21 protein-coding genes are annotated in these 23,017 nt (G+C 56.0%); 12 read left to right on the top strand and 9 right to left on the bottom strand.

Translation table 11 applies throughout. The features are described from left to right. Positions 1 to 77: 77 nt before the first annotated feature. Entirely contained in the window at positions 78 to 1,073 is a 996-nt protein-coding gene (locus V6L81_RS19365; RefSeq protein ID WP_095001666.1) for an aldo/keto reductase, read from the bottom strand. A 111-nt stretch (positions 1,074 to 1,184) separates the two neighbouring features. Between V6L81_RS19365 and V6L81_RS19360 the strand changes: the two genes are divergently transcribed. Beyond that, positions 1,185 to 2,090 carry a LysR family transcriptional regulator gene (locus tag V6L81_RS19360; RefSeq protein WP_095001665.1) on the top strand — a complete coding sequence of 302 codons (906 nt, stop codon included), beginning with the start codon at positions 1,185 to 1,187 and terminating at the stop codon, positions 2,088 to 2,090. 150 nt (positions 2,091 to 2,240) lie between these two features. Continuing rightward, positions 2,241 to 2,429: a hypothetical protein gene (locus V6L81_RS19355; RefSeq protein WP_095020889.1), complete on the top strand. Its 189-nt coding sequence runs from the start codon at positions 2,241 to 2,243 to the stop codon at positions 2,427 to 2,429. On the opposite strand, the gene V6L81_RS19350 is transcribed toward V6L81_RS19355, so the two are convergent. Both V6L81_RS19350 and V6L81_RS19345 read right to left on the bottom strand, forming a co-directional pair. Beyond that, positions 2,426 to 2,812 (bottom strand): fe2+ zn2+ uptake regulation protein, encoded by a 387-nt coding sequence (locus V6L81_RS19350; RefSeq protein WP_095001663.1) that lies wholly within the window; start codon positions 2,810 to 2,812, stop codon positions 2,426 to 2,428. The genes V6L81_RS19355 and V6L81_RS19350 overlap by 4 nt on opposite strands. A gap of 202 nt (positions 2,813 to 3,014) precedes the next feature. Further along, positions 3,015 to 4,016: a FecR family protein gene (locus V6L81_RS19345; RefSeq protein WP_095001662.1), complete on the bottom strand. Its 1,002-nt coding sequence runs from the start codon at positions 4,014 to 4,016 to the stop codon at positions 3,015 to 3,017. A gap of 164 nt (positions 4,017 to 4,180) precedes the next feature. On the opposite strand from V6L81_RS19345, the gene V6L81_RS19340 reads away from it, so the two are divergent. After that, on the top strand, positions 4,181 to 4,456 hold the full coding sequence (locus tag V6L81_RS19340; RefSeq protein WP_095001661.1) for a PepSY domain-containing protein: 276 nt from the start codon (positions 4,181 to 4,183) through the stop codon (positions 4,454 to 4,456). Positions 4,457 to 4,542: 86 nt separating this feature from the next. Here V6L81_RS19340 and V6L81_RS19335 read toward each other — a convergent pair whose 3' ends face one another. The 3 genes from V6L81_RS19335 to V6L81_RS19325 form a co-directional block, all read right to left on the bottom strand. Further along, entirely contained in the window at positions 4,543 to 5,094 is a 552-nt protein-coding gene (locus V6L81_RS19335) for a GNAT family N-acetyltransferase (RefSeq protein WP_095025478.1), read from the bottom strand. A gap of 112 nt (positions 5,095 to 5,206) precedes the next feature. Further along, complete coding sequence (locus tag V6L81_RS19330) at positions 5,207 to 5,464, bottom strand: DUF2790 domain-containing protein (protein WP_095019298.1); 258 nt, start codon at positions 5,462 to 5,464, stop codon at positions 5,207 to 5,209. Between the two features lie 285 nt (positions 5,465 to 5,749). Then, positions 5,750 to 6,004 carry a DUF2790 domain-containing protein gene (locus V6L81_RS19325; RefSeq protein WP_095001658.1) on the bottom strand — a complete coding sequence of 85 codons (255 nt, stop codon included), beginning with the start codon at positions 6,002 to 6,004 and terminating at the stop codon, positions 5,750 to 5,752. A 304-nt stretch (positions 6,005 to 6,308) separates the two neighbouring features. Here V6L81_RS19325 and zapE point away from each other — a divergent pair, with 304 nt between their 5' ends. Further along, positions 6,309 to 7,427 carry a cell division protein ZapE gene (gene zapE, locus V6L81_RS19320; RefSeq protein ID WP_095020886.1) on the top strand — a complete coding sequence of 373 codons (1,119 nt, stop codon included), beginning with the start codon at positions 6,309 to 6,311 and terminating at the stop codon, positions 7,425 to 7,427. A gap of 154 nt (positions 7,428 to 7,581) precedes the next feature. On the opposite strand, the gene dkgB is transcribed toward zapE, so the two are convergent. After that, positions 7,582 to 8,385, bottom strand: coding sequence for a 2,5-didehydrogluconate reductase DkgB (dkgB, locus tag V6L81_RS19315; RefSeq protein WP_095020885.1), 804 nt, complete (start codon positions 8,383 to 8,385; stop codon positions 7,582 to 7,584). A gap of 325 nt (positions 8,386 to 8,710) precedes the next feature. On the opposite strand from dkgB, the gene V6L81_RS19310 reads away from it, so the two are divergent. The 8 genes from V6L81_RS19310 (at position 8,711) to V6L81_RS19275 (ending at position 18,567) form a co-directional block, all read left to right on the top strand. Then, the gene (locus V6L81_RS19310; protein ID WP_095019296.1) at positions 8,711 to 9,190 is read left to right on the top strand and encodes a sigma-70 family RNA polymerase sigma factor; all 480 of its coding nucleotides are present in this window, start codon (positions 8,711 to 8,713) and stop codon (positions 9,188 to 9,190) included. Positions 9,191 to 9,537: 347 nt separating this feature from the next. Continuing rightward, on the top strand, positions 9,538 to 12,300 hold the full coding sequence (gene mgtA, locus V6L81_RS19305) for a magnesium-translocating P-type ATPase (RefSeq protein WP_095022879.1): 2,763 nt from the start codon (positions 9,538 to 9,540) through the stop codon (positions 12,298 to 12,300). A gap of 391 nt (positions 12,301 to 12,691) precedes the next feature. Further along, on the top strand, positions 12,692 to 13,060 hold the full coding sequence (locus tag V6L81_RS19300; RefSeq protein ID WP_338660270.1) for a response regulator transcription factor: 369 nt from the start codon (positions 12,692 to 12,694) through the stop codon (positions 13,058 to 13,060). 78 nt (positions 13,061 to 13,138) lie between these two features. Beyond that, positions 13,139 to 14,101 carry an IS30-like element ISPpu17 family transposase gene (locus tag V6L81_RS19295; RefSeq protein ID WP_004577240.1) on the top strand — a complete coding sequence of 321 codons (963 nt, stop codon included), beginning with the start codon at positions 13,139 to 13,141 and terminating at the stop codon, positions 14,099 to 14,101. Between the two features lie 7 nt (positions 14,102 to 14,108). Beyond that, the gene (locus tag V6L81_RS19290; protein ID WP_404824640.1) at positions 14,109 to 14,384 is read left to right on the top strand and encodes a response regulator transcription factor; all 276 of its coding nucleotides are present in this window, start codon (positions 14,109 to 14,111) and stop codon (positions 14,382 to 14,384) included. Then, on the top strand, positions 14,385 to 17,651 hold the full coding sequence (locus V6L81_RS19285) for a transporter substrate-binding domain-containing protein (protein ID WP_338660269.1): 3,267 nt from the start codon (positions 14,385 to 14,387) through the stop codon (positions 17,649 to 17,651). It abuts the gene before it with no gap. After that, positions 17,623 to 17,991, top strand: a complete 369-nt coding sequence (locus V6L81_RS19280) for a hypothetical protein (protein ID WP_232527641.1) — start codon at positions 17,623 to 17,625, stop codon at positions 17,989 to 17,991. The genes V6L81_RS19285 and V6L81_RS19280 overlap by 29 nt, the downstream gene beginning before the upstream one ends. Positions 17,992 to 18,081: 90 nt before the next feature. Then, positions 18,082 to 18,567 (top strand): GNAT family N-acetyltransferase, encoded by a 486-nt coding sequence (locus V6L81_RS19275; protein ID WP_095019294.1) that lies wholly within the window; start codon positions 18,082 to 18,084, stop codon positions 18,565 to 18,567. Positions 18,568 to 18,619: 52 nt separating this feature from the next. Here the strand turns inward: V6L81_RS19275 and V6L81_RS19270 are convergent, their stop codons facing one another. Both V6L81_RS19270 and V6L81_RS19265 read right to left on the bottom strand, forming a co-directional pair. Next, on the bottom strand, positions 18,620 to 20,833 hold the full coding sequence (locus V6L81_RS19270) for a TonB-dependent siderophore receptor (RefSeq protein WP_095019293.1): 2,214 nt from the start codon (positions 20,831 to 20,833) through the stop codon (positions 18,620 to 18,622). A 139-nt stretch (positions 20,834 to 20,972) separates the two neighbouring features. Then, the gene (locus V6L81_RS19265; RefSeq protein ID WP_095001648.1) at positions 20,973 to 22,715 is read right to left on the bottom strand and encodes a phosphoethanolamine transferase CptA; all 1,743 of its coding nucleotides are present in this window, start codon (positions 22,713 to 22,715) and stop codon (positions 20,973 to 20,975) included. Positions 22,716 to 23,017 lie beyond the last annotated feature (302 nt).

Genomic DNA, 23,017 nt, shown 5'->3' with positions numbered 1-23,017 from the left:
TCGCGAAACAGGCGACGCGGTTTGCCTGTATCGCGAGCAGGCTCGCTCCCACAGGATAGGGTAAAGGTAGTGCAGTCTCAGAGCGTGAGCTGCTTCATCGTTGCTTCGGCATAGCGCAACCCGGCCACGGCACTGGCCGGGAATATGCTTTCCAGTGCGGCCAGCTCGCTGGCGCTCAGCTTGACCTCCAGCGCTCCCACATTCTCCTGCAGATACTTGCGTTGCTTGGTGCCCGGAATCGGGATCAGGTAATCGCCCTGTGCCAGTACCCAGGCCAACGCCAGTTGCCCGGCCGTCACGCCTTTTTCGGCAGCCAGGGTTTGCACTTGTTCGACCAACAGCAGGTTTTTGCCGAAGTTCTCACCTTGGAAACGGGGATTGAAACGGCGGAAATCGTCTGCGGCAAAATCGTCCACGGTTCTTAGCGCACCGGTCAAAAACCCCCGACCCAGCGGGCTGTAGGGCACAAAGGCAATGCCCAGGCGCTGACAGGCTTCAAGGCAACCGTTGCCTTCCTGGTCGCGGCTCCACAGCGAGTACTCACTTTGCAATGCGCTGATCGGATGCACTTTGTGCGCTCGTTCAAGGGTCGCCACCGATGCCTCGCTAAGGCCCAGATAACGCACCTTGCCTGCCTTGACCAGAGCTGACAGCGCGCCGACGGTTTCTTCAACCGGTACGTTCGGGTCCATGCGGTGCTGGTAGTACAGATCGAGCGTCTCAACCCCAAGGCGCTTGAGGCTGCCTTCGACGGCCTGGCGGATGTACTCGGGGCGACCATTTATGTCGCGAAAGGCCGGATTGGCCGGGTCGCGGACGATGCCGAATTTACTGGCCAGAAACACTTGCTCGCGTTTCCCGCGAATGGCCTGGCCAATCAGTTCTTCGTTGGTGTGTGGCCCATAAATGTCGGCGGTATCGAGCAGGTTGATGCCCAGTTCCAGAGCGTGGTGCAGGGTGGCCACGGCTTCGCGGGTGTCGCTGCCGGTGGTGTAGAAGTCGCTCATGCCCATGCAGCCCAGGCCAATAGCGCTGACCTGAGGTCCGTCTTTACCCAGTTGGCGAGTGTGCATGCGAGGTGCTCCTGAATGAGTGGGGTAGAGCTATTCTTCACCTCGACAGTGGCAAGATAAACAGGGTAAATACACCATCACTGTTCGTAATTTCTAAACAATGGAGGGGTTATGGACCGTTTCAACGCGATGCGGGTCTTCACTCGCATCGTTGAACTGGGCGGCTTTACCAAGGCTGCCGACAGTCTGCAATTACCTCGTGCATCGGTGACGGTGTTGATCAAGCAACTGGAAGCGCATTTGGGCGTGCAGCTGCTGCATCGCACCACTCGCCAGGTCAGTCCGACCCTGGACGGCGCGGCGTACTACCAGCGCTGCGTCAACCTGCTGGATGATCTTGAAGATGCCGAAGGGCTGTTTCGCGGCAGCCAGCCCAAAGGCACGCTGCGGGTCGAGATGCCCGCTTCGGTGGGGCGTCTGGTGGTGTTGCCGGCCTTGCCGGAGTTCACGGACCGTTACCCGCAGATCGAACTGGAAATCGGCCTCAACGACCGCCCGGTGGACCTGATTCGGGAAGGTGTGGATTGTGTGATCCGCGGTGGACTGACCATGGACGACTCCCTGGTGGCGCGGCCCCTGGTGCAGATGGATCAGGTGACATGCGCCAGCCCTGCCTATTTGCAAGCTCGCGGTGTACCGCAATCGCTCGAAGACCTGAGCGGGCATCAGGTGGTGGAATATTTCTCCAGCGCCTCGGGCAAGCGTTACGGGCTGGAATTCCAGGTCGATGATGAAGTGCGCCTCGTCGACTTGCCCAAGCGGCTTGCGGTCAACAGTGCCGAGGGGTATCTGGCGGCGTGTGTGGCGGGGTACGGGCTGGTGCAAACCCCCCATTACCATGTTGCGCAGCTGGTGCGCGAAGGGCGCCTGCAAGAAGTGCTCAGAGACTGTTTGCCACCGCGGCTGGCGTTAACAGCCTTATATCCACACCATCGGCAATTGTCGCCGCGGGTACGTGTCTTTGTGGACTGGCTGGTGGACCTGTGTGCCCGGCCGGGGAGTGCCTTCAAACGTTAGTCCGGGCCTGCAGGGCAGGCCCGGGATGTTCGTTGGTGGCAGCCAAAAAGCTGGCTTGGCTGTAAGATGGGGCCCGATTTTTTCAATTTCTCCATGAAAGCCGACCCGGTTGGCGGCTTTCGTATACGGACTTACTGTCAGGAACAGGTCATGACCCCTTCGCAGCGCTTGAAATACTCGATTTTGATATCACTGGTGGTTCTGGGCATCATGTTCGGCCTTTCTTACTTGCAAAACGCCGGCATGATCACCGAGAAGATGTTCCAGTACATCGCCATCGGTGTGGCCGTGGTCGTGGTTGTCATCAACGGCGTCATGCGCCGCAAGACCAAGATCTAAGCTTCGATCTTGCCGGTCAAAACGGCTTCAGCCTGTGGATGCAGGCTGTAGCTCTTGTCGCTGTTGAGTACCACCACCCCTTCGCTGCACAGGCGCTTGAGTACCTCGCGCACACTCAAGAATGACAGCGGGATATCCAGCGCCTGCAAGTGGCTGTGCATGCCGCGCACCCCCAGCCTGCGATCATTGCCTGCAGCCGTTAACAGCGCGTCAATGACCTTGAGCCGCACCAGGCTGGTACGCAGCCCGAAACACTTGAGCAGGTGGCGGATCCGTTCGTTGCCTTGCAAGGGCGCGAGCGCTTCCAGCAGCCCGGTATCGGGCTGAAAAGCGACTTCGCGATGCGGGTTTCTACCATCCGTTGGTATTTGCTGGTTATGCATGCAAAAAACTCCTTTTCAGAGCCTGATCAGGAAAAGAAAAAAATGCTCTTACTTAACTAGACGAATGAGCGACAGAAATCATGAACATTCAAATGTAGAAATTTTGTCGTGAATTCGTCTCAATCGCGTTTGCGACCAGTGTAGGCGGGGGTTTGGAGCGATTATTAAATTTTTTTAATCGTGAAGGGCATGCTCTGGCCCTCTACAGGGCCTGGCGGGCAGTCAGCACCGGCCGACCCTCGGTGTTGCGGCTCAGGTATACCGGCAACACTTTGGGCAGGGAGGTCACCAGATGATCGATTTCCCGGGTATTGAATACACCCCCAATGCGCAGTTTGCCGGTGGCGCTGTCGGCCAGGGCGAGGGGAGTGTCGAGGTAGCGGTTGATCAGGGGCAAGGCGTCAGCCAGTGACAGGTTGTCCAGCACCAGCTGGCCGTTGCGCCAGGCCAGCTCGGAGGTGACGGCCGCGACCGGGCCAATTTGCGCGGCATGGTCGCCTGCCTTGTAACGCGCCTGCATGCCCGGCTCCAACCGCAGGCCATCGCCACTCAGGCGCTTGTTGCTGGTGACCAGCACCGAACCTTCGAGCAGGGTGATCCGCACCTGGTCTTCGTACATCCACACATTGAACTGGGTGCCTGTGACACGCACCTGGCCTTCTGCCGCCTGCACCAGAAACGGGTGGGATGCGTCGTGACTGACCTTGAAAAAGGCCTCGCCCTTGCTCAGGGTCACCTGGCGCTGATCCTTGTAGTTACTGAAGGTCAGTTGGCTGCCCAGGTTGAGTTCGACCTGGCTGCCATCGGGCAGTGTCACCGTCCTGGCACTGGCATCGGCGCTGTAGCGCTCATGGGCATTGGGCACCCAGCCCAGTTGCCAGCCGCTGTAGGCCGCCACGGGAAGGGCGAGCAGGGTAATGGCGGCGGCCACGGCAAAGCGCTGCCAGGTGCTGCGACGCGGTGCGGGAGGCAATGCAACCACCCGGGCTGGAGCGGGGGCCGGGCGTGTCAGGTGCGCACTGATGTCCCAGACATCCAGCATCGCTTCATATTCCAGCGCGTGGAGGGGGTTGGCATTTAGCCACACAGCGAAAGCTTCACGTTCCTGGCAGGTGCAGTCGGGCTCGTGCAAACGCAGGCACCACTGAGCCGCAGCTTCGGTGATGGCCTCGTTTTCAGCGTCTGTGTGGCGTGTTTCACTCATTGATATTTCCCGGTTTTGCGCATTCTAACCCCGTGCCAGAGCTAACGAGAACATGAGCCATGTCAAAAGCATGTCATTTAGCCCTATGGCCGGGTTTTTCTCTGCTACGGTTGTTCCAGTCACATTGAGTACCAGACGCAACATCAATTAATGGAGTTAAGACAATGTTGAAGAAAACCTTTGCTGCTGTGATCACTACTGCTGCTTTGTTGGGTGCCGGTGCAGCGATGGCTCAGCCTGTTGATCCGAACTGGGCATTCTCCAAGGAGTTGGTCGAAGTTCTCAAGAACAAGAACGGCTACACCGTGATCAAGAAAATTGAAGCCCAGGACCCGGCTGCCGGTATCTGGAAGGCCGAAGGCATCAAGAAGGTCGATGGCCTGGAATACGAAATTATTTTCGATTCGACCGGTAAGGTAATTTCCGAGAAGAAAGACTGATTCCCGGTACCTGAAACGAATCGTGCACTGAGCGTTTCTACCCGGCCCTGATCGTTTGTTTTGACAGGGTCGGGTGTTTTTACGCCTCAGGTTTTCTGCCGGGCCAACCATTGTTCGCGAGTTACTCCCCACAGCTCGCATGGCAGCCTGCCGCTGACAAAGTCTTTCTCTTCCCTGCCTATCAAGCGCATTCCGCCTCGCTCGGAAATAAGTCGTGAAGCCGTATTGGGCGCCGCTTTGGGCACGTGCATGCACGCGCGGTGCAAGGTCTTGAACCAGTAGGCATCGACCACCTCGCAGGCTTCGCTCATCAACCCCTGACCCTGCCATTGCGGCGCCAGCCAGAACCCCCGGTTGTTGTCCACGGCATCCATCAGGCTGATGCTGCCAATCAGCTCATCTGGCTCTGCTAACAGGCGAATCGTCCAGTGCCACTCTTCGCTGCGGGCCATGGCTGGCAGCGCCACGTCACGCACATAGCTCAGTGCGCCATCGTCCGGGTAGGGCCATGGCACGACTGCATTCAGGTAGCGCACGACTTGCCAGTGGGCAAAGCGCCTCTGGATGGCGGGCGCGTCGCTTAGTTGCAGGGGTTGCAGTACCAGTCGCGAGGTCTGGAGGGTAGGTAGGGGCTGCATCGTGGGTGGCTCCTTGCCATTGGTTTGCGTCGAGAGTACCGCGCAATGCCATCCATAAAAAAGCCCCCGTTAAACGGGGGCTGTATGGGGATAGTTGCGCCTGGCGATAATATCAGCCGTTACTGCAACCATTGCCCATCACGCGATACTCAAGAATATGACGCTGACCCTGGTGGTCTTCGTAGGTCATTTGTGCGGGTACTACTTCACAGACATCGGCAGCCGGTGACACGCTGATAACTTTGGCAATATCCAGGTCGGTGGCATAAGTGTAATGCTCGACCACCGGTTGTAGTTGCGTAACTTGAAGTTCGTCAGCAGCCGCCAGGGTAGAAAAGCCAATAAGTGCAAGAGCGATCAAACGTTTCATTTATAAGACCTTAAAACAATCACGAATCACTGACTTCAGTTGCCATGGTGGCGGTCGAAGTTGTTACGCCCTGGAGTAAGTGGCGTAACACGAAGTACCGTGCCCTGTTTCAGTGTTGCGTTGAGGGATGTACATAGAATACGCGCGCTGCGTATTGATTAAAGTCAAAAGATCGTCATGGAGTCTTTCCGGATCAGTAACAATCGACGCTTTTTCCGCTGCACCACGAAAAAGCCCCCTCAAAGAGGGGGCTGGGGTCGCATCCGTGCGTGCAACCATTGAACTTTAGTGGGTGCTGCAGCCGTCGCCCATCACCTGGTATTCAAGGGTGTGGCGCTGGCCCTGAGAGTCTTCATAGACCATGGTGGCCGGTACCACTTCACACACCTTGGGTATGTTGGACAGGCTGACCACCCGCGCAATATCCAGTTGGGTACCGTAGTGGTAGTGTTCTACAGTCGCAGGCTGAACAGTGGAAGTTTCACCTGCAACAGCCAATGTGGCAAAACCGGCAAGAAACAGTGCAATAAGATTTTTCATGTGATTGGCCTCTAAAGTAATCAAGATTTAAAGCTGACTGACTTCATTTGCCGATAAGGCGGGAAGAAGTTACGACACCCGGCAAGGTCGCCGGGTGCGTACGAAGTACCGAAGTTTCAAGTGCAACTGATAGTTGAGTCATGTGAGTGAGGTTACGCTGATTTGCAAAAGTAAAAATAGCTGATGGCAAAATGCTCTGTTACCACATGGGTAACAATGTGAGGGCCCTGCGTTATTTTTCAAGTGCCTGGGTCGTCTCCTGGCTGGCATACTGGCCTCTCTGGTTCAGGAGCCATTTATCGATATGAATGTCGTGTCCCCCCTTAATGCCTATCAACAAGCTGTCGAACACCAGGGCTTTGTCCACGATCCCGCCCAATGGGTTGCAGTCCAGGCCTTGCAGCGCTGCCATGAGGCCCTGCACTCGGGTGCGCAGCCGGTCAATGGCGTGTATTTGTGGGGGCCGGTGGGGCGGGGCAAAACCTGGTTGATGGATCAGTTCTATCAAAGCCTGCGGGTGCCCGCACGGCGTCAGCATTTTCATCACTTTATGCAATGGGTACATCAGCGCCTGTTTCAGCTGACCGGTACGGCGGACCCGCTCAAGACACTGGCTAAAGGCTTGGGCGCGGAAGTGAAGGTGCTGTGCTTTGACGAACTGTTCGTCAATGACATTGCCGATGCGATTATTCTTGGGCGTCTGTTTCAGGTGATGTTCGATGAAGGCGTGGTGCTGGTTTGTACCTCAAACCAGCCACCGAACGACCTTTATGGTCACGGTTTTAACCGTGATCGTTTTGCTCCCGGTATTACGGCGATTCTCAAGCATATGGAGGTGGTGGCGGTAAACGGTATTGAAGACCACCGCCTGCATCCCGGCATTGCACATCAGCGTTACTGGGTGACCGGGCCGGGCCGGCCGAGTGCCATAGAGCCGGTGTTCAGATCCTTGACCGAGGGCCAGGCGGTGTCTGACCAACCCATTGATGTGGGCCATCGCTCGCTGAACGTGGTGCAGGCCAGTGATGGGGTGCTGTGGTGCAATTTTCATGAGCTGTGCGAGCAGCCGCTGGCGGCCACTGAGTTCATGCAGATTTGTGATCGTTACAAGGTCATGTTGCTCAGCGAAGTGCCCTGCCTGAGTGCCGAGCAGCGCGAAGGCAAAATAGCCCGTGGTACGGAAGACGGGGCGGTGAAGGTCGAGGCGGGGGATCGTGAGCTGCCGCAACTGTCAAAATACGATGACAGTGTGCGGCGTTTTATTGCCCTGATCGACGAGTGCTATGACCGCAAGGTACCGGTGTGTATTGAAGCGCAGGTGCCGATGGATCATTTGTATACCCAGGGGTACCTGGAGTTTGCCTTTCGCCGCACCTTGAGCCGGCTGCAGGAAATGCAGTTGCAGCGGTTTGGCCTCCAATAACCCGTGATTGCGTGGGCCGTGTAGTCGCTGACTCGCGGAGCGAGGCTGCGAGGGGGGCTTGAAAGCAATGGGAGGGTGCCCCTTCTGAACGTGTCCAGCCGCTCGCAGCCTTCGTTCCTCGTCAGCGACTACAAGGGGCTTGAAGGATTCAAGGTCAATCCCACGCTGGCGCAACGCTCTGCGGGTTGGTCAGGCGATGGCCGCGGTCCAGGGCTGCAATCCGGGCCATGTCGTCATCGCTCAGTTTCAGTGAGCAGGCCTTGAGGTTGCTCTCAAGGTTGCTGCGCCTGGTCGAAGACGGAATCACCGAATAGCCCAATTGCATGGCCCAGGCCAGGGTCACTTGTGCCGCAGTGGCGTTATTGCGGTCGGCAATGGCCATGATCACTGGATCTTTAAGCACTTCGCCGTAAGCCAGGGTCATGTACGAGGTTATATGGATGCCCTGGCTTTGTGCGAATTCCACCACTTTGCGGTTTTGCAGGTAGGGGTGCAATTCGATCTGGTTGGTCGCGATATTTTCCGCGCCCACCGCGGCAATGGCTTCTTTCATCAGGGCGATGGTGAAGTTCGAGACGCCAATCTGCCGGGTCAGGCCCTTTTCTTTGGCTTCAAGCAATGCGCCCATAAACTCGGCTACCGGCACTGCATTGTCAGGGCTCGGCCAGTGAATCAGGGTCAGGTCCAGATGGTCGGTGCGCAGTTTTTTCAGGCTCTCTTCAAGGCTGGGGATCAGTTGCTCCCTGGCGAAATTACTGACCCAAATTTTGCTGGTGATAAACAGTTCGTCACGCGCCACGCCGCTTTCGGCAATGGCCTGGCCGACTTCAGCTTCATTTTCGTAAATCTGTGCGGTGTCGATGGCGCGGTAGCCCAGGTCCAGGGCATTGCTGACCGAGTCTATGACTACCTGGCCTTTAAGGCGAAATGTACCGAGGCCAAATGCTGGAACTGTCATGGATATCTCCTTGGTGGACGTAAGAATGAGGTTGAGTATCCTCGCCCTTCACCGGCGGAAAAACCGCTGGCCAAGCAAAGCACTCTTGACCACAGATCATGAATCTTCAGCTGACCCCCCCCCCCCCCGACTGCCACCCCATTAGCGGTTTGCCGATTGGGATGCTGCTGAATGTTTCGCAGTTGTTTGAGGGGTTGGGGTTTAAATCTATATGAGAATTACTATAAATTACATCTACAAAAGTGCCATCATCACGCCGTTATCCCATTAGATCTGTTTCTGCGCTCATGGAGTGTTGCCGCTGCTGTTGCGGCCAGGAGTCCTGTTGGAAAACTACTATCGCGAACTGGTGGGCTTTTTGAGTGCCAGGCTGGGTAATGCCCAGGCGGCCGAAGACGTGGTGCATGACGCTTATGTGCGAGTGCTGGAGCGTTCAGGCGACGAGCCGATCGCGCAGCCACGTGCTTTTTTGTATCGCACTGCACTTAATCTGGTGATCGACGGCCATCGCCGCAGCAGCCTGCGCCAGGCCGAACCGCTGGAAGTGCTGGATAGCGAAGAGCGTTTTTACAGCCCCTCGCCTCAACTATTAATGGACCACGACCAGCGCCTGGCCATGATCCAGAAAGCCCTGGCTGAGCTGCCTGCGGCGTGTCGCGAGTGTTTTCTGCTGCGCAAGATCGAAGGCCTGTCGCACCCTGAAATCGCCGAACGCCTCGGGGTATCGCGCAGTGTGGTCGAGAAGCATATCGTTAACGCCATGAAGCATTGCCGAATCCGTATCAGGCAGTGGGACAACGCCTGAGTGGCGCTAAAAAATCAGATTGCATGACATTTCAGAGATGAAACTGAACTGCGCCTGAAGAACTTTCTTATATGCACACCACAAACCCCACCAAGGTTTAATCTCGAAAACGTCGCGCATAAGCAGTTGGCGTCTTGGTTGGGCTGTTCTGGCCTGATTGCCCAAGTCCACTTATCGACACAGAAACGTATGTGATTACGCCCCTCCAGTGGCAGGTCGCAGCACGTTGCATGCGCGTGCCTTTTGGCTCGCTCACGAGTTTGACCCCATGAACGAAGGCCTCAGATCAATGCCGGCTGCGCAGGTACTCTGCATGGCGTGAGCGCAGGCGGCGCAGGAGCAGCACCATGAAACTCTCCCTGAAAGAATTTTTCGCCGGCTTTTTGCGGACTCGCCATATTGGCCGGCATTTCCGGCGTCTGGTCCTGCTCGACAGCCTGACCAACACCACGGTCAACCGCGAAGTACCACCCACGCTGGCACAGATGCTGGTGGTCGCGGCCAACAGTGACAGCGCGGTACTGATCGACAACCTAGGCACCCACACCGACGGTTTGAGCGACGCCGAGGTCGATGTGCTGCGCGATCGCCACGGCCTCAATGAGATCGAACACGAGCAGCCGCTAAGCCCCTGGGTACACGCGTGGCATTGCTACAAAAACCCGTTCAACTTGCTGCTGACCTTGCTGGCCGCAGTTTCCCTGGCCACTGATGACATTCAGGCGGCGGTGGTGATCGGCACCATGGTGGTGCTGTCGACCGTGCTGCGTTTTTGGCAAGAGGCCAAGTCCAACAAAGCCGCCGATGCGCTCAAAGACATGGTGAGCAACACCGCGACGGTGATGCGTCGCGACTTCAGTGCAGACGCTTCGCCCGTGTTCGGCAAGTTTTCCGGCGCCTCACGCCAGATCAGGGGGGCGCAGCGTATCGAGCTGCCGATCAAGCAGTTGGTGCCGGGCGATCTGATCGTATTGTCTGCTGGCGACATGATCCCGGCAGATTGCCGGGTGCTCAGCGCCAAGGATTTGTTCGTCAGCCAGGCCGCGATGACGGGCGAATCCATGCCCGTGGAAAAGTTTGCGCGTCAGCTCGACAGCCAGACCAGCAACCCGCTGGAACTGGACACTATTTTGTTCATGGGCACCAACGTGGTGTCCGGGGCCGCCACTGCGGTCGTGCTGACGACCGGTAATAACACCTATTTCGGTGCTCTGGCGCAGCGCGTCGGGACCACTGAGCGCGGTGCGACCTCATTCCAGGCCGGGGTCAACAAAGTCAGCTGGTTGCTGATCCGGTTCATGTTTGTGATGGCGCCGCTGGTGCTGTTTATCAACGGCTTCACCAAGGGCGACTGGACTGAAGCCTTGCTGTTCGCACTTTCCGTTGCGGTGGGGCTGACTCCGGAAATGCTGCCAATGATTGTGACCTCGACGTTGGCCAAGGGAGCCGTCTTCCTGTCGCGTAAAAAAGTCATCGTCAAACGCCTGGATGCCATCCAGAACTTTGGTGCGATGGATGTACTGTGCACCGATAAAACGGGGACCCTGACACAGGACAAGATTTTTCTGGCCCGGCATGTGGATGTCTGGGGGCAGGAGTCTGACGACGTACTGGAAATGGCCTACCTCAACAGCTATTACCAGACCGGGTTGAAAAATCTGCTGGACGTGGCAGTACTGGAGCACGTCGAGGTCCACCGCGAATTGAACGTGGGGACGGCCTTCAGCAAGGTCGATGAAATTCCGTTCGACTTTACCCGTCGGCGCATGTCGGTGGTAGTGGTCGAGCAGGACCGGCCGCACTTGCTGATCTGTAAGGGAGCTGTCGAGGAAGTACTCTCCGTATGTAAGACAGTTCGTCATGGGGAGAAGGAAGAAACTCTTGGCGATGAACTCTTGGTGCGCATTCGCCAAGTGACTGCGGCATTCAACGAAGAGGGCTTGCGCGTTGTGGCCGTGGCTGCGCGGTCCATGGCTGATGGGCGTGACGCTTACAGCCTGAGTGATGAGCAGGAGTTGACGTTGATTGGCTATGTGGCGTTCCTCGACCCGCCCAAGGAGAGCACCGCACCGGCGCTTAAAGCCCTGGCCGAGCACGGGGTAGCGGTAAAGGTTCTGACAGGTGACAACGAGCTGGTTACGGCCAAGATCTGTCGTGAGGTGGGCCTGGAGCAGCAAGGCTTGCTGATGGGCAATGATATTGAACGGATGACGGATGCCCAACTGGCCGTGGCTGTGGAGACCACCAACGTATTTGCCAAACTGACACCCACGCACAAGGAACGCATCGTGCGTTTACTCAAGGCTAATGGCCATGTTGTGGGTTTTATGGGTGATGGCATCAACGACGCTCCGGCACTGCGCACGGCGGATATCGGCATATCGGTGGACAGTGCCGTGGATATTGCCAAGGAAGCAGCTGACATCATCCTGCTGGAGAAAAGCCTGATGGTGCTGGAGGAGGGCGTGCTGGAAGGGCGTAGAACCTTCGCCAATATGCTCAAGTACATCAAAATGACAGCCAGTTCGAACTTCGGCAATGTGTTCTCGGTGCTGGTGGCCAGTGCATTCATTCCTTTTTTGCCGATGTTGCCAATGCATTTGCTGGTTCAGAACTTGCTGTATGACGTGTCACAAATTGCCATCCCGTTCGATAACGTCGATGAGGAAATGCTGAAAAAGCCACAGCGCTGGCAGCCTGCGGATGTAGGCCGTTTCATGCTGTTTTTTGGGCCGATCAGTTCGATTTTCGACATCCTGACGTTTGGCTTGATGTGGTACGTGTTCAAGGCCAACACACCTGAACACCAGACCCTTTTCCAGTCGGGCTGGTTCGTGGTCGGGTTGCTGACTCAAACCCTGATCGTGCACATGATTCGCACGCCTAAAATCCCGTTTCTGCAGAGCCGCGCAGCGATGCCGCTGATGGTGATGACAGGGGTGATCATGGCAGTGGGCATCTTCCTGCCGATGGGGCCACTGGCGGGCTACTTCAAATTGCAGGCGCTGCCGCCGCTGTACTTTGTGTTCTTGCCCGTGATTTTACTGGCTTACATGGCGCTGACCCAGGCCGTGAAAAGCTTTTATATTCGCAGGTTTGGCTGGCAATAAGGCCTGGCCGGGGCAGTTGGCCGAAAAACTGCAGTCTTTTGTCTTTGCGTGGGCCCTGGTCTTAAAGGGCCGGTGTGATGGATCAACAGACTGCAGTGATTTACCCACAACCATTTGGAAGATTAAGAAAATTCGCACATGACGTGTAGCTATTTCCCTTCTCGTAAATCGTATTCGATTAGTGATTATGCGCGGCGCGATTGCGAACGGGCTATGTGTGTTATGCGCGAATATTGTCGCAATGGTGGACGCTGATTGCAGGATTTATCCTATAATTTCAGTATCACTCATTCGGTTGTTTTTTTGAGAATAACCAATTGAACCTATTCAAAACGATACATTCACGCCTGACATACGCTGATGCCCGGCTTACTACTAGAGGGTTAAATGTATGAGAGTGTTGATTGCTGATGATCATCCACTTATTCGATCGGCGATGAAGTTGTTGCTGGAGAGTGATGGTCATGAAGTCGTGGCTGAAGCAGACAATGGCGCCGATGCTGTTCAATTGGCTCGCAAGCATAATGTTGACTTGATCATCCTTGATATCACCATGCCAGGCCTGGATGGTCTGGAGGTGATCAACAGAATCAGGGCTTCGGAGGTTAAAAGTCGCATTTTGGTGGTCACGTCCCAATCCCCCCTGTTTTATTCGCAGCGGAGCATGAAAGCAGGGGCGGCAGGTTTTATTACCAAAGGCCAGGATCTCACTGAGTTGATGAGAGCGGTAAAAGTAATCATGCCTGAATTCATAGAATAAGCGCAACGCTTGAAACGAGAGGCAGAGAGCCAGCCACCGGTAGAATCCAGGCTCTCACACCGAAGGATTCAAGCGCAGATGACTACGCATTACCGGCAGCTGACTCAGGGACAACGTTACCAGATTGAGGCTGGCTTGAGCGCCGCAGAGAGCCAGGCGAGCATTGCAAAGCGGGTCGGCGTGCATCCCTCGACGATCAGTCGCGAGGTTCGCCGCAACAGCACCCAGAATATCTACAAGGCTGTTTCTGCGGCCCATGAAAGTGATGCTCGTCGAGCGGGTGCGCGCAAGTTTTGCAAGCCGGCGACATGGCTCAGCCATCATCTCCCGGTGTGGCTCAAGCATGGCATGAGTCCGGAGCAGATCGCCCAGCGGTTGAAGCAGGAGCAGCCAAGCCGGGCGGTCAGCCATGAGTGGATTTATCGGTTCATTGCCGCCGAACAGCGCGCCGGTGGTGAGCTTTATACCTATCTGCGACATCGCCGAAAGCGCTACCGGAAACGCTATGGAAGCCACGATCGGCGCGGGCAGCTGCGTAATCGCGTGTCAATCAGTGAACGCCCAGCCGAGGTCGAAAGCCGCGAGCGCCTGGGGGACTGGGAGGGCGATACGGTACATGGACTGGGCGGTAACCTGGTGACCCTGGTTGATCGCAAAAGCGGCTATCTGAGCGCCTATCCGGTCAAGCGCAGAACGCGCCGGCAGGTAACGCGGGCGATCAATCTGATGCTTCAGGGCCATGCCGCTCACACGCTGACGCTGGATAACGGAAGGGAGTTTGCCGGGCATGAACGCATCGCGCTACGGAGCCAGTGCCAGGTCTTTTTTGCAGACCCCTATTCATCCTGGCAACGTGGCACCAATGAAAACACCAACGGTCTGCTCCGCCAGTATTTCCCCAAGGGCAGCGACTTCAGCAAGCTGACCGTCGAAGCCGTCAATCGGACAGTAGCGAGGATCAATCTACGCCCGCGCAAGCGCTTGGGCTGGAAGACGCCGTACGAAGTGCATACAGGGGTGAGCGTTGCACTTATGTGTTGAATTCAGGATGGACGGCTATACCTTTTTTCCATTTTTGGCGGCCAGCTCAGTGCGAAACAGTGATACAAGTATGAGCGACATAGAATTGATACAGAATTTGTCGGCGCGAGAATTGTACATACTGCAACAGCTTGCCCGGGGCCTGAGTAATAAGAAGATTGCTGAAGATATGATTCTTAGCAGCAAAACCATCAGTACTTACAAGGCGCGCCTGATCGAAAAGTTGAATATAAAATCGGTCGTCTACTTGGCTGAATTTGCCAAGCGCAATGATTTGATTTAATTGAACATCCTTCAATGTCTGGGGCTTGCAGGGCTGCTCCTGGTTCTTGGACAGCCCGTTGCAGCCGCTGACCCAAAAGTACAGACCTTGCAATTGATGGGGCGCTCCAATGTCGAGGCGTACAGCGTGGCACTTGAACCATCAGACAGGCAGTGGCTCAAGCAACACGGACCTTTGCGTCTGGGTATCTCCGCACCTGACTACGGTCCTTTTGAAATGACGGTAAACGGTCAGGACTTTGAAGGGTTGACGGCCGACTACGCGCAACTGCTGTCGCAGTTGCTACGCACTGACATTGTGGTCAAGCGTTACCCTTCAAGGCCGCAGGCGATAGAAGCGCTCAAGGGTGGTGAGCTGGATTTGTTGAGCAGTTCCAATGGTTTCGAAGCGCAATATCCTGAGCTGGTGTTAAGCCGTGCGTACGCAGACGATTCGCCTTCTCTGGTGACCCGCAGCAGTAACCAGGAGCGTCCGCCAGTTGATCTGGCGGGGCTGCGTGTGGCCATGCTCGATCACTACCTGCCGCCGCAGAAGGTCCAGGACTTCTACCCCAAAGCTAGCTTGCAGTTGTATCCGTCAACCCTGACGGCCATTGGCGCCGTGGCGTTTGGCCAAGCGGATGTATATCTTGGGGATTTTATTAGTGCCAGTTACCTGATTCACAAGAACTACCTGAACAATGTGCAATTGGCCGATTTCTCGCGACTGGAAGACAACCCCTTCGCCTTTGCGGTGAATCGTAAAAATCCGGGGTTACTGCGTATCGTCAATACAGCGCTGGCGGCGATCCCAGCCAGTGACCGCATGACAATTCTGCGCCGCTGGAGCTTCGACGGGCCAAAAACGTATGCCCCATGGCAGTTTACCCCTGCAGCCAGCGAGCAGCGCTGGATAGCTGAGCATCCGCGGTTAAAAGTGGCAATTTATGATGCGTTCCAGCCACTGTCCTTTTTTGATGAGCAAGGCAGGTTCAAAGGCTTGATTGCCGATCTTTTATCCAGCATCAGTACACGCACAGGGCTTAATTTCGAGGCAGTGCGTGTGTATACGCTGGCGCAGGGGATTGAACTGGTCAAGTCGGGCAAGGCAGATGTGTTGGGGGCTATCACGAGCAGTACCGCCCGAGAAAATCAACTGAGCTTTACCCGGCCCTACCTCACAACCCCTTTTGTGCTTATTTCCCGTATCGGCTCAGAGGGACCTCAAACCCTGGATGAAATGGCTGGCGGGCGTGTCGTGATGGTTCGCGGCAATGTACTGCGCGACTTTATTGCGCAGAACTATCCGCAGGTTCAGATTCAGGAAGCAGACAACCCGCCTGCGGCCCTGGCCATGGTGGCAGAGGGAAGCGCTGATGCCGCGATCAGCGTGTTGGTCAATGCGCGTTATCTGGTTTCGCGACGCTTTGACAATCAGCTGAAAATCACCAGCACCGTAGGTACTCAACCCGAGCAGATCGGTTTTGCCACTGCCGGCAATGATCAGCAGTTAAGCGCCATTCTGGACAAGGCCTTGCTCAATATCACTCCAGGAGACTTGAGTGAGCTGACCGGTCGTTGGTTCACTGACACACCAGAGGTTGAGAGCTACTGGCTGCGCAACCGTCCTGCGATTGTAAGAGGGTTTGCCATTGCCGCGGCGTTGCTATTGGTTGCCATTGTATGGATTACCTATTTGCAGAGAGTCATAGGCAGGCGCCAGCAGCTGGTGAATGAGTTGAATGCTGCCAAGCAAAGTGCCGATGCGGCAAACCGGGCAAAGACCACCTTTCTCGCAACCATGAGTCATGAGATCCGCACCCCCATGAATGCGGTCATTGGCATGCTCGAATTGGCCATGAAAAAGGCCGACCAAGGCGTTATTGATCGTTTCGCAATCGAAGTGGCCTCAGTCTCGGCCCACGAGTTGCTCGATTTGATTGGCGATATTCTGGATATCGCGCGCATTGAGTCCGGTCATCTTTCATTGCACCCCAAACGCTCAAATATCAAGTCGCTGGTAGAAGCCGTGGCACGAATGTTTGATGGGCTGGCGCGGCAGAAGCAATTGAGCCTGGTCTGTGAATCGAGCCCGGCAGCGGATGTGGATGTGCTGATTGATCCGATACGCTTCAAGCAAATCGTTTCCAATTTGCTGAGTAATGCCATCAAGTTCACGGACACGGGGGAGGTCCGGCTGATATTGACATTGGGGCTGGCTGCAGATGCGCAGCATACAGCGATCTGTTTGCGCGTGAAGGACACCGGTGTGGGTATTTCTGAGGAAGACCAGAACCTGCTGTTCAACCCTTTTGTTCAGTCCAGTAACAACACGCAATCTGCGCGTCAGGGCTCAGGCCTGGGCCTGGTGATTTGCCGTGAGCTCTGCGAAATGATGGGAGGTCAGTTGCACCTCAGCAGTGTTGAGGGGCTGGGCACCCAAGTTGAGATCATGATGGTAGTGCCTCTGCTTGAACATGAAGAGCAAGCTGCAGACGCCCTCGAGCAAGCCCCGGCCATTACCCGGTCGCTGAACATTCTGGTCGTGGATGATTATCCGGCTAACCGGATGCTGCTGGCCCAGCAACTCAGCTATCTGGGGCACCGTGTGTCAGACGCCGAGAATGGCGAGCTGGGCCTCAAGGCGTGGCGGCAGGGGGCTTTCGACCTGGTAATTACTGATTGCTCGATGCCGGTCATCAATGGCTATCAGTTGGCCCAGGCAATACGAGCCGAAGAGGCGCAGCTGGGAAAGGCCCCTTGCCAGATTTTTGGTTTTACTGCGAACGCACAGCCCGGCGAAGTTGAGCGTTGTCTCGATGCGGGAATGGATCAATGCCTGTTCAAGCCCATCAGCCTGAAAGACTTGAGCGCCTGCCTGGCAACTGGTCAGGCGCAGAACCTGATATATACCGATGCCGATGAATCTGATCAAGGCGATAAGATTGATCTGACGTATCTTAAACAGTTGAGTCAGGGTGATGAGCAGATGATTCATACACTTCTTGCAGAGCTTTCTACAAGAAATCGTCTCGATCTCACTGCCCTGATCGAACTCTTTTTGAAAGATGATTACGCAGGCCTGGCTGCCCTGGCCCATGGCATCAAAGGAGGGGGCAGACTTATTCAGGCCAGGAAGCTGATTGAGTGTTGCGAACAACTGGAAGCGGTTTGCCAGTCCGGAAAATCAGAAGAACTCACCGTCGCGGTCGATGCACTTCACAGCAGTATGGAGCAGTTGGCTGACGAACTTGAACATTATGCTCAAGCTAATCAATCACATGGATGACGAGGCTGCAATGCCAACAAAATCTTTACGAATACTGATTGCCGATGCAGACCCGAACGAGGCTCTGAAAATAGAAAGGGCTCTTAATATTCTGGGCTATTACCGGATCGCGCCTTTGTACCATGGCGAGGCGCTGGTAAGCCTGAAGGCAGCACCCACCAATGAATATGATGTGTTGTTGATCAGTCAGAAAATGGCAGGTGAGGTTATTGCGGATGAGGTCGAATATCGCAAGGACAACTCGCAGTTTCGGCATGTACTGATTTACACGGATGCCGACAGTTTTGTGAATCAGCTTGCCAGTGTGATGCCGATGCTGGATGTTTCTGCCAACCCCTGAAACAGGCACTTGTCTGCATTGCCGGGGCCGCGATAAGGTCTGGCGTTGTTCCAACAAACCAATGCCCGGACTCGTCAAGGAAAACCCGTAATGTCGGATGTCGTCGTAGTGCAAGCAGACTATACCAACCCGGTTCATGCCCAGGCGTTAAGGGACGTGTTGAATCACTACGCCCGGGACCCGATGGGCGGAGGTGAAGCGTTGTCGCAAACGGTATTGGCGCACTTGCCGGCAGAGCTTGCCAGGCGCCCTCATGCCTTCAGCGTACTGGCGTTCGTCAATGGTGAGGCGGCGGGTCTGGTTAACTGCTTTGAAGGCTTTTCCACCTTTGCCGGCAAACCCCTGGTCAATGTGCATGATGTGTCGGTGGTCGATACGTTTCGCGGTCTGGGCCTGAGCCAGAAGATGTTGCTCAAGGTGGAAGACATCGCCCGCGAACGCGGCTGCTGCAAGATCACCCTCGAAGTACTCGAGGGCAACCCTGTGGCGCAAGGTTCCTATCGCAAATTCGGCTTCAGCGATGGCCAGCTCGACCCGGCGCACGGGCGCATGCTGTTCTGGAACAAATATTTGTAACTGTAGAAAAACCTTGTAGCAGTTGACGAGCTACAAGGTTTGCCTCCTCTGCCTACAGTGTCCACTCCAGGCCAACGCTCACCGTCCGCGGATCACCCCAGAACACGCCGTTATAGAAACCTACGTTTTCGTAGTACTTTTCATCGAACAGGTTTTTGACGTTCAGGGATGCCGAGACGTGTTCGTCAAACTTGTAGCGGGCCATCAGGTCGACCAGGGTGTAGGACTTCTGAGTGATGTCTTCCTTGAAGGTAATCGGGTTGCCTTTGTCATTTTTCTCGCCGGTCGGGCGATTGGCGGCACGATAGATATCGCTTTGCCAGTTGACGGCCGCCCCCACGGTCATTGCATTCCAGTCCCCAGGCAGGCGGTAGGTGCTCGAAATCTTCAGCATGTTCAAAGGCGCTGCAGTATTCATGCGCTGGCCTGCGGCGTTGCGCGAATGGGTGTAGGTGTAGCCTGCAAGCATATTCCAGTCGCGCATCACTTCACCGGCCAGCTCGACTTCGAAACCGTTGATCTTGTTGCCCTTGCCGCCGGATTTGTAATATTCCTCGCCCTTGGGGCCGCGTGGTACTGAGTCATCGATTTCCGGCACATTGTCCTGCTTGCTCCAGAACACCGCCGTCGACAGGTTGAGGCGCTCCTGCAAGAAGCTACCCTTCAGCCCCAGCTCATAGTTGCTGCCCACCACCGGCTCAAGGTAGGAGTTGCTGGCGTCCTTGCTGGTGGTTGGCTTGAAGATGTCGGTATAACTCGCGTAGGCCGTCAACTCGTCGGTGAAGTCGTACAGCACGCCGGCGTAAGGCGTAATCACATCGTTTTGGGTCTGGCTGACTTTCGGGGCAGGGAAGTTGGTGCTGGAGCTTTGCCAGCTGCCATACCGGGTGCCCAGTACGGCATGCCATTGATCGGTCAGGTTAAAACGCGTGGCCAGGTAGCCGGATTTCTGCTTGATGACGTCGTGAGTCCCTTCAATACCGGTATTGAAATCCTGATATTTGGGAATCGCGCTCATGTCTTGCCAATTGGGGATGTTGTAGTAGTCGTCCGGGTTGAGGTCAACCATCAGGGGCGAGGTGTTGTCGTTCTTGGCCTGGCCATAACCCACCATCAACTCGTGATCACGCCCGAACAAGGGGTAGGTGCCCGAGATATTGACGTCAACGGCGCTCATCTTCTCTTCGCCGATAAAGTGGCTGGCATAGGCCGACATGCCCGTACCATCGGGGTTGGGGAAGCCGCCGCCGGCGTAATAAACCTTACCTTCAGCGTCGCTGGTGCGATGGGTGTAGGCTGCTTTGAGGCGCCAGTCATTGACCAATTGCTGGTCGAGGGTGGCGAAGGCGGTTTTGTCCTTCATCGGCCATGAACTCCAGGAAGTCGCCAGGTTGGTTGAGCGCCCGAAATTGGCTTTGTCGCCCGAGCCGGTCCAGTAAGGTGTGGTGCCCCAGGAAGAACCCTTTACCTGCTTGTCCTGGTAGTCGTAACCCACGGCCAGAACAGTGCTGTCGCTCAGGTCGGCTTCCAGAATGCCGTAAGCCACTTCGCGCTTGAGGGCGTAGATATCGCGAAACGATTTGCTGTCGCGATAGGCCAGCACCGTGCGCCCGCGCAGGCGGCCGTCGAAGGCCAGCGGGCCGCCCACATCGACATAGCTGTAATAGTTGTCGTAGCTGCCGCCCGAAGCACCGGCCTTGGCCTGCAACTGGTGGGTGGGGCGTTTGCGGATCATGTTGATGGTGCCCGACGGGTCGCCCGCGCCGGTGGTCAGGCCGGTGGCGCCGCGCACTACTTCAATACGGTCGTAGATAATGGTGTCGGCATCAGTCTTCATAAAACTGAAGGTGTTGAGCATGCCGTCAATCTGGAAGTTATTGATGGTGTAGCCGCGGGACGAGTAGCTGACCCGGTCCGAGTCGTTGTGCTGTACCACAATGCCTGTGGTATGGCGCATGGCTTCGGTCAGGGTGTTGAGGTCGAAGTCGTCCATTTCCTGACGGGTGACGACCGAGATCGACTGCGGAGTTTCGCGAATGCTCAAGTTGAGTTTGGTCGCGGTACTGGTCGAGCCCGTGGTGTAGGAACCGGTATTTTCTGTGGTGGCACCCAGGCCCTGGGCTGTGACGCTGGTGGTGCCCAGCTCCAGTGAGCGGGTCGTTTTCTTGACCTCTTCCTGCTCGGTATCCGCCAGTAATTGCGGGCATGCGGCGCTGCTGATGAGGCCGAGGGTGAGGGTCATGGAACGGGTGATTGGCGCGAACATCGCTGCCGACTCCTTGTCGTTGTTATGAAGTTGTTCAGTGCTTCAAACGAATGACAAGGCGCGGAGTTAGGCGAAAAGAGAATTATTTGTAAAGAAGTGTCGGAAACCTGCGGGGCGCGCCGTGCGCCCCGCACGTTGATTATTGCTGGACCACGTTGGCAGGGGCGGGCTGTTTGGGCTTGATCAGGCTGAAGTCGATCAAGGCCTTTTGTGGGCGCGAGTAGGGGTCGCCAATCAGCTGCGGGCGGGCGACAAACGTGTCGCTGACCAGGCTTTTTTTGTCGTCCAGTTCGTCGGCACTGAGGCCCGCCAGGTCTGCCCAGGTGTGGATAAACTGCGAGCTGCTGTAAGGTCGCCCGAGGTCGGCAGCGAAATTCCAGGCATGGTTTTCACGCCACTTGGGCGAGGCCCAGGCCATAAACGGAATGGTGTACATCGGGGCTGTCGGCTTGGCCTCGTTGCGGCCCAGCGTCGCGTGGCCGACCGAGTCGAACACGTCTTCACCGTGGTCCGACAGGTACAGCAGGAAACCATTGGGGTCGGTCTTGGCAAAGTCCTTGATCAGGCTCGATACAACAAAATCGTTGTACAGAACGGCATTGTCGTAGCTGTTGTAGGTGGGTACTTGTGCATCGCTCAAACCGGCGGGTACGCCACTACGGTCGACAAATTTGTCGAAGGTCGGTGGATAACGGTACTGGTAGCTCATATGCGTACCGAGCAGGTGAATCACGATCAGCTTGCGCGGGGCGCTGTCGGCCAGGATCTTGTTGAAGGGCTCAATCACGTCGCCATCATACTGGCGGGCGTTCTGGTTGCGGTTGTTGTTGAGGTAAACCTGCTGGTCAGCCTGCTCGGAGAAGGTCGTGAGCATGGTGTTGCGCTTGGTCATGGTCTGCTGGTTGGTGACCCAGAAGGTTTTGTAACCGGCTTGCTTCATCACGCTGACCAGTGACGGGGTGCTCAGGTACAGGTCGGGGTTTTCTTCGTCGGCAAAGGTCAGCACTTGTTGCAGCGCTTCAATGGTGTAGGGCCGCGGTGTCACCACGTTGTCGAAAATGGCCAGTTGATCGCGCAACTTGTCGAGGTTTGGCGTGGTTTCGCGCTGATAACCATACAGGCTCATGCGCTGGCGGTTGGTGGACTCGCCAATGACCAGTACCAGGGTAGTCGGCTTGCCGGCCTCGTTGTCCTTGAGGTTGGTCAGTGGCGGGATCTTGCTGACGCTGGCGAGCATGCCCTGCATGTTGTCCAGTTGCTCCAGGTAGCGGCGATAAGCTACTAACATCTGCCACGGTACTGCAGGTTCAACACGGCTTTCGAAGCTTTCCATGGCCGTGGCCAGGTTGTCGTGCTTGATCGTCTGTTTGACCAGCGGGTAGCCGATAACCGCCACCAATATGGCCACCGCTGCAGCCCAGGCCTGCATGCGCGGCAAATACACCGGGCGCAGGCGGGTCCACAGAAACACCGCAAAGGCGGTATGTGCCAGGAATGCCAGCACCATCCACCAGGCAAAGTACTGGGTCATGTATTCGCCAGCTTCAGAGATGTTCGACTCGAACATGATGAAGATGACGCTTTGCGAGAATTCCTGTTGATAGATAAAGAAGTAGCCCAGGCTGGCCATCGAACAGGCCCACAGCACGACACCAATGACCGCCGCCATTGCCCGGGTGTGCCTGGGAAACATCAGCATCGGGGCCAGCCAGATGGCACTCATCACAAAGGCTTGGCGAAAGCCTGAGAACCCGGAAGTGCCAGTCAGCTGGATAAGCAGTTGGGTAATGCCGGAAAAATACCAAAAGAACAGGAACAGCCAGCCAAGGCCTGCCCAATCGAATCCCTTCGCAGATGTATTACTGCGTTTAAACATCCCCATACAGCGCTCCAGCTGATAACTACTTGAATGGTCAGTGCCATGTAGCCAGGCACAGCACATGAGTACTGCCTCAAGAGTGGGCAGTCACAAAGTGTTTAAGTATCGCCAAGGGGATGTGAAAACTTTGTCACCCATGATCGGGCTGGTAGACATGGATCGGTCTTGTCGCACCTTGAAAATTTTACGTTTTTTGCAGTCTTTACTGCTTCGTCCGTCTGTTGAGTGTATTGAATCGGGAATCTGCCCTCCAGCTTGTGCGAAACTATGCAGCATGTGTCAGGGCTGATCCTGATCGGGCACCT

Source organism: Pseudomonas bubulae (assembly GCF_037023725.1).
In the GTDB taxonomy this organism is placed as follows: domain Bacteria; phylum Pseudomonadota; class Gammaproteobacteria; order Pseudomonadales; family Pseudomonadaceae; genus Aquipseudomonas; species Aquipseudomonas bubulae.
Note: the sequence above shows the minus strand (reverse complement) of the source record. Positions and strands in the feature narration are given on the sequence as shown.

Excerpts from the sequence above, each read along its gene's own strand:
- V6L81_RS19335 (WP_095025478.1), bottom strand. The coding sequence starts at position 5,094 with ATGCAGCCCCTACCTACCCTCCAGACCTCGCGACTGGTACTGCAACCC.
- V6L81_RS19300 (WP_338660270.1), top strand. The coding sequence starts at position 12,692 with ATGAGAGTGTTGATTGCTGATGATCATCCACTTATTCGATCGGCGATG.
- V6L81_RS19345 (WP_095001662.1), bottom strand. The coding sequence starts at position 4,016 with ATGAGTGAAACACGCCACACAGACGCTGAAAACGAGGCCATCACCGAA.
- dkgB (WP_095020885.1), bottom strand. The coding sequence starts at position 8,385 with ATGACAGTTCCAGCATTTGGCCTCGGTACATTTCGCCTTAAAGGCCAG.
- V6L81_RS19270 (WP_095019293.1), bottom strand. The coding sequence starts at position 20,833 with ATGTTCGCGCCAATCACCCGTTCCATGACCCTCACCCTCGGCCTCATC.
- V6L81_RS19355 (WP_095020889.1), top strand. The coding sequence starts at position 2,241 with ATGACCCCTTCGCAGCGCTTGAAATACTCGATTTTGATATCACTGGTG.
- V6L81_RS19290 (WP_404824640.1), top strand. The coding sequence starts at position 14,109 with ATGGACGGCTATACCTTTTTTCCATTTTTGGCGGCCAGCTCAGTGCGA.
- V6L81_RS19330 (WP_095019298.1), bottom strand. The coding sequence starts at position 5,464 with ATGAAACGTTTGATCGCTCTTGCACTTATTGGCTTTTCTACCCTGGCG.
- V6L81_RS19350 (WP_095001663.1), bottom strand. The coding sequence starts at position 2,812 with ATGCATAACCAGCAAATACCAACGGATGGTAGAAACCCGCATCGCGAA.
- V6L81_RS19280 (WP_232527641.1), top strand. The coding sequence starts at position 17,623 with ATGCTCAAGCTAATCAATCACATGGATGACGAGGCTGCAATGCCAACA.
- V6L81_RS19265 (WP_095001648.1), bottom strand. The coding sequence starts at position 22,715 with ATGGGGATGTTTAAACGCAGTAATACATCTGCGAAGGGATTCGATTGG.
- V6L81_RS19325 (WP_095001658.1), bottom strand. The coding sequence starts at position 6,004 with ATGAAAAATCTTATTGCACTGTTTCTTGCCGGTTTTGCCACATTGGCT.
- mgtA (WP_095022879.1), top strand. The coding sequence starts at position 9,538 with ATGAAACTCTCCCTGAAAGAATTTTTCGCCGGCTTTTTGCGGACTCGC.
- V6L81_RS19360 (WP_095001665.1), top strand. The coding sequence starts at position 1,185 with ATGGACCGTTTCAACGCGATGCGGGTCTTCACTCGCATCGTTGAACTG.
- zapE (WP_095020886.1), top strand. The coding sequence starts at position 6,309 with ATGAATGTCGTGTCCCCCCTTAATGCCTATCAACAAGCTGTCGAACAC.
- V6L81_RS19340 (WP_095001661.1), top strand. The coding sequence starts at position 4,181 with ATGTTGAAGAAAACCTTTGCTGCTGTGATCACTACTGCTGCTTTGTTG.
- V6L81_RS19365 (WP_095001666.1), bottom strand. The coding sequence starts at position 1,073 with ATGCACACTCGCCAACTGGGTAAAGACGGACCTCAGGTCAGCGCTATT.
- V6L81_RS19295 (WP_004577240.1), top strand. The coding sequence starts at position 13,139 with ATGACTACGCATTACCGGCAGCTGACTCAGGGACAACGTTACCAGATT.
- V6L81_RS19275 (WP_095019294.1), top strand. The coding sequence starts at position 18,082 with ATGTCGGATGTCGTCGTAGTGCAAGCAGACTATACCAACCCGGTTCAT.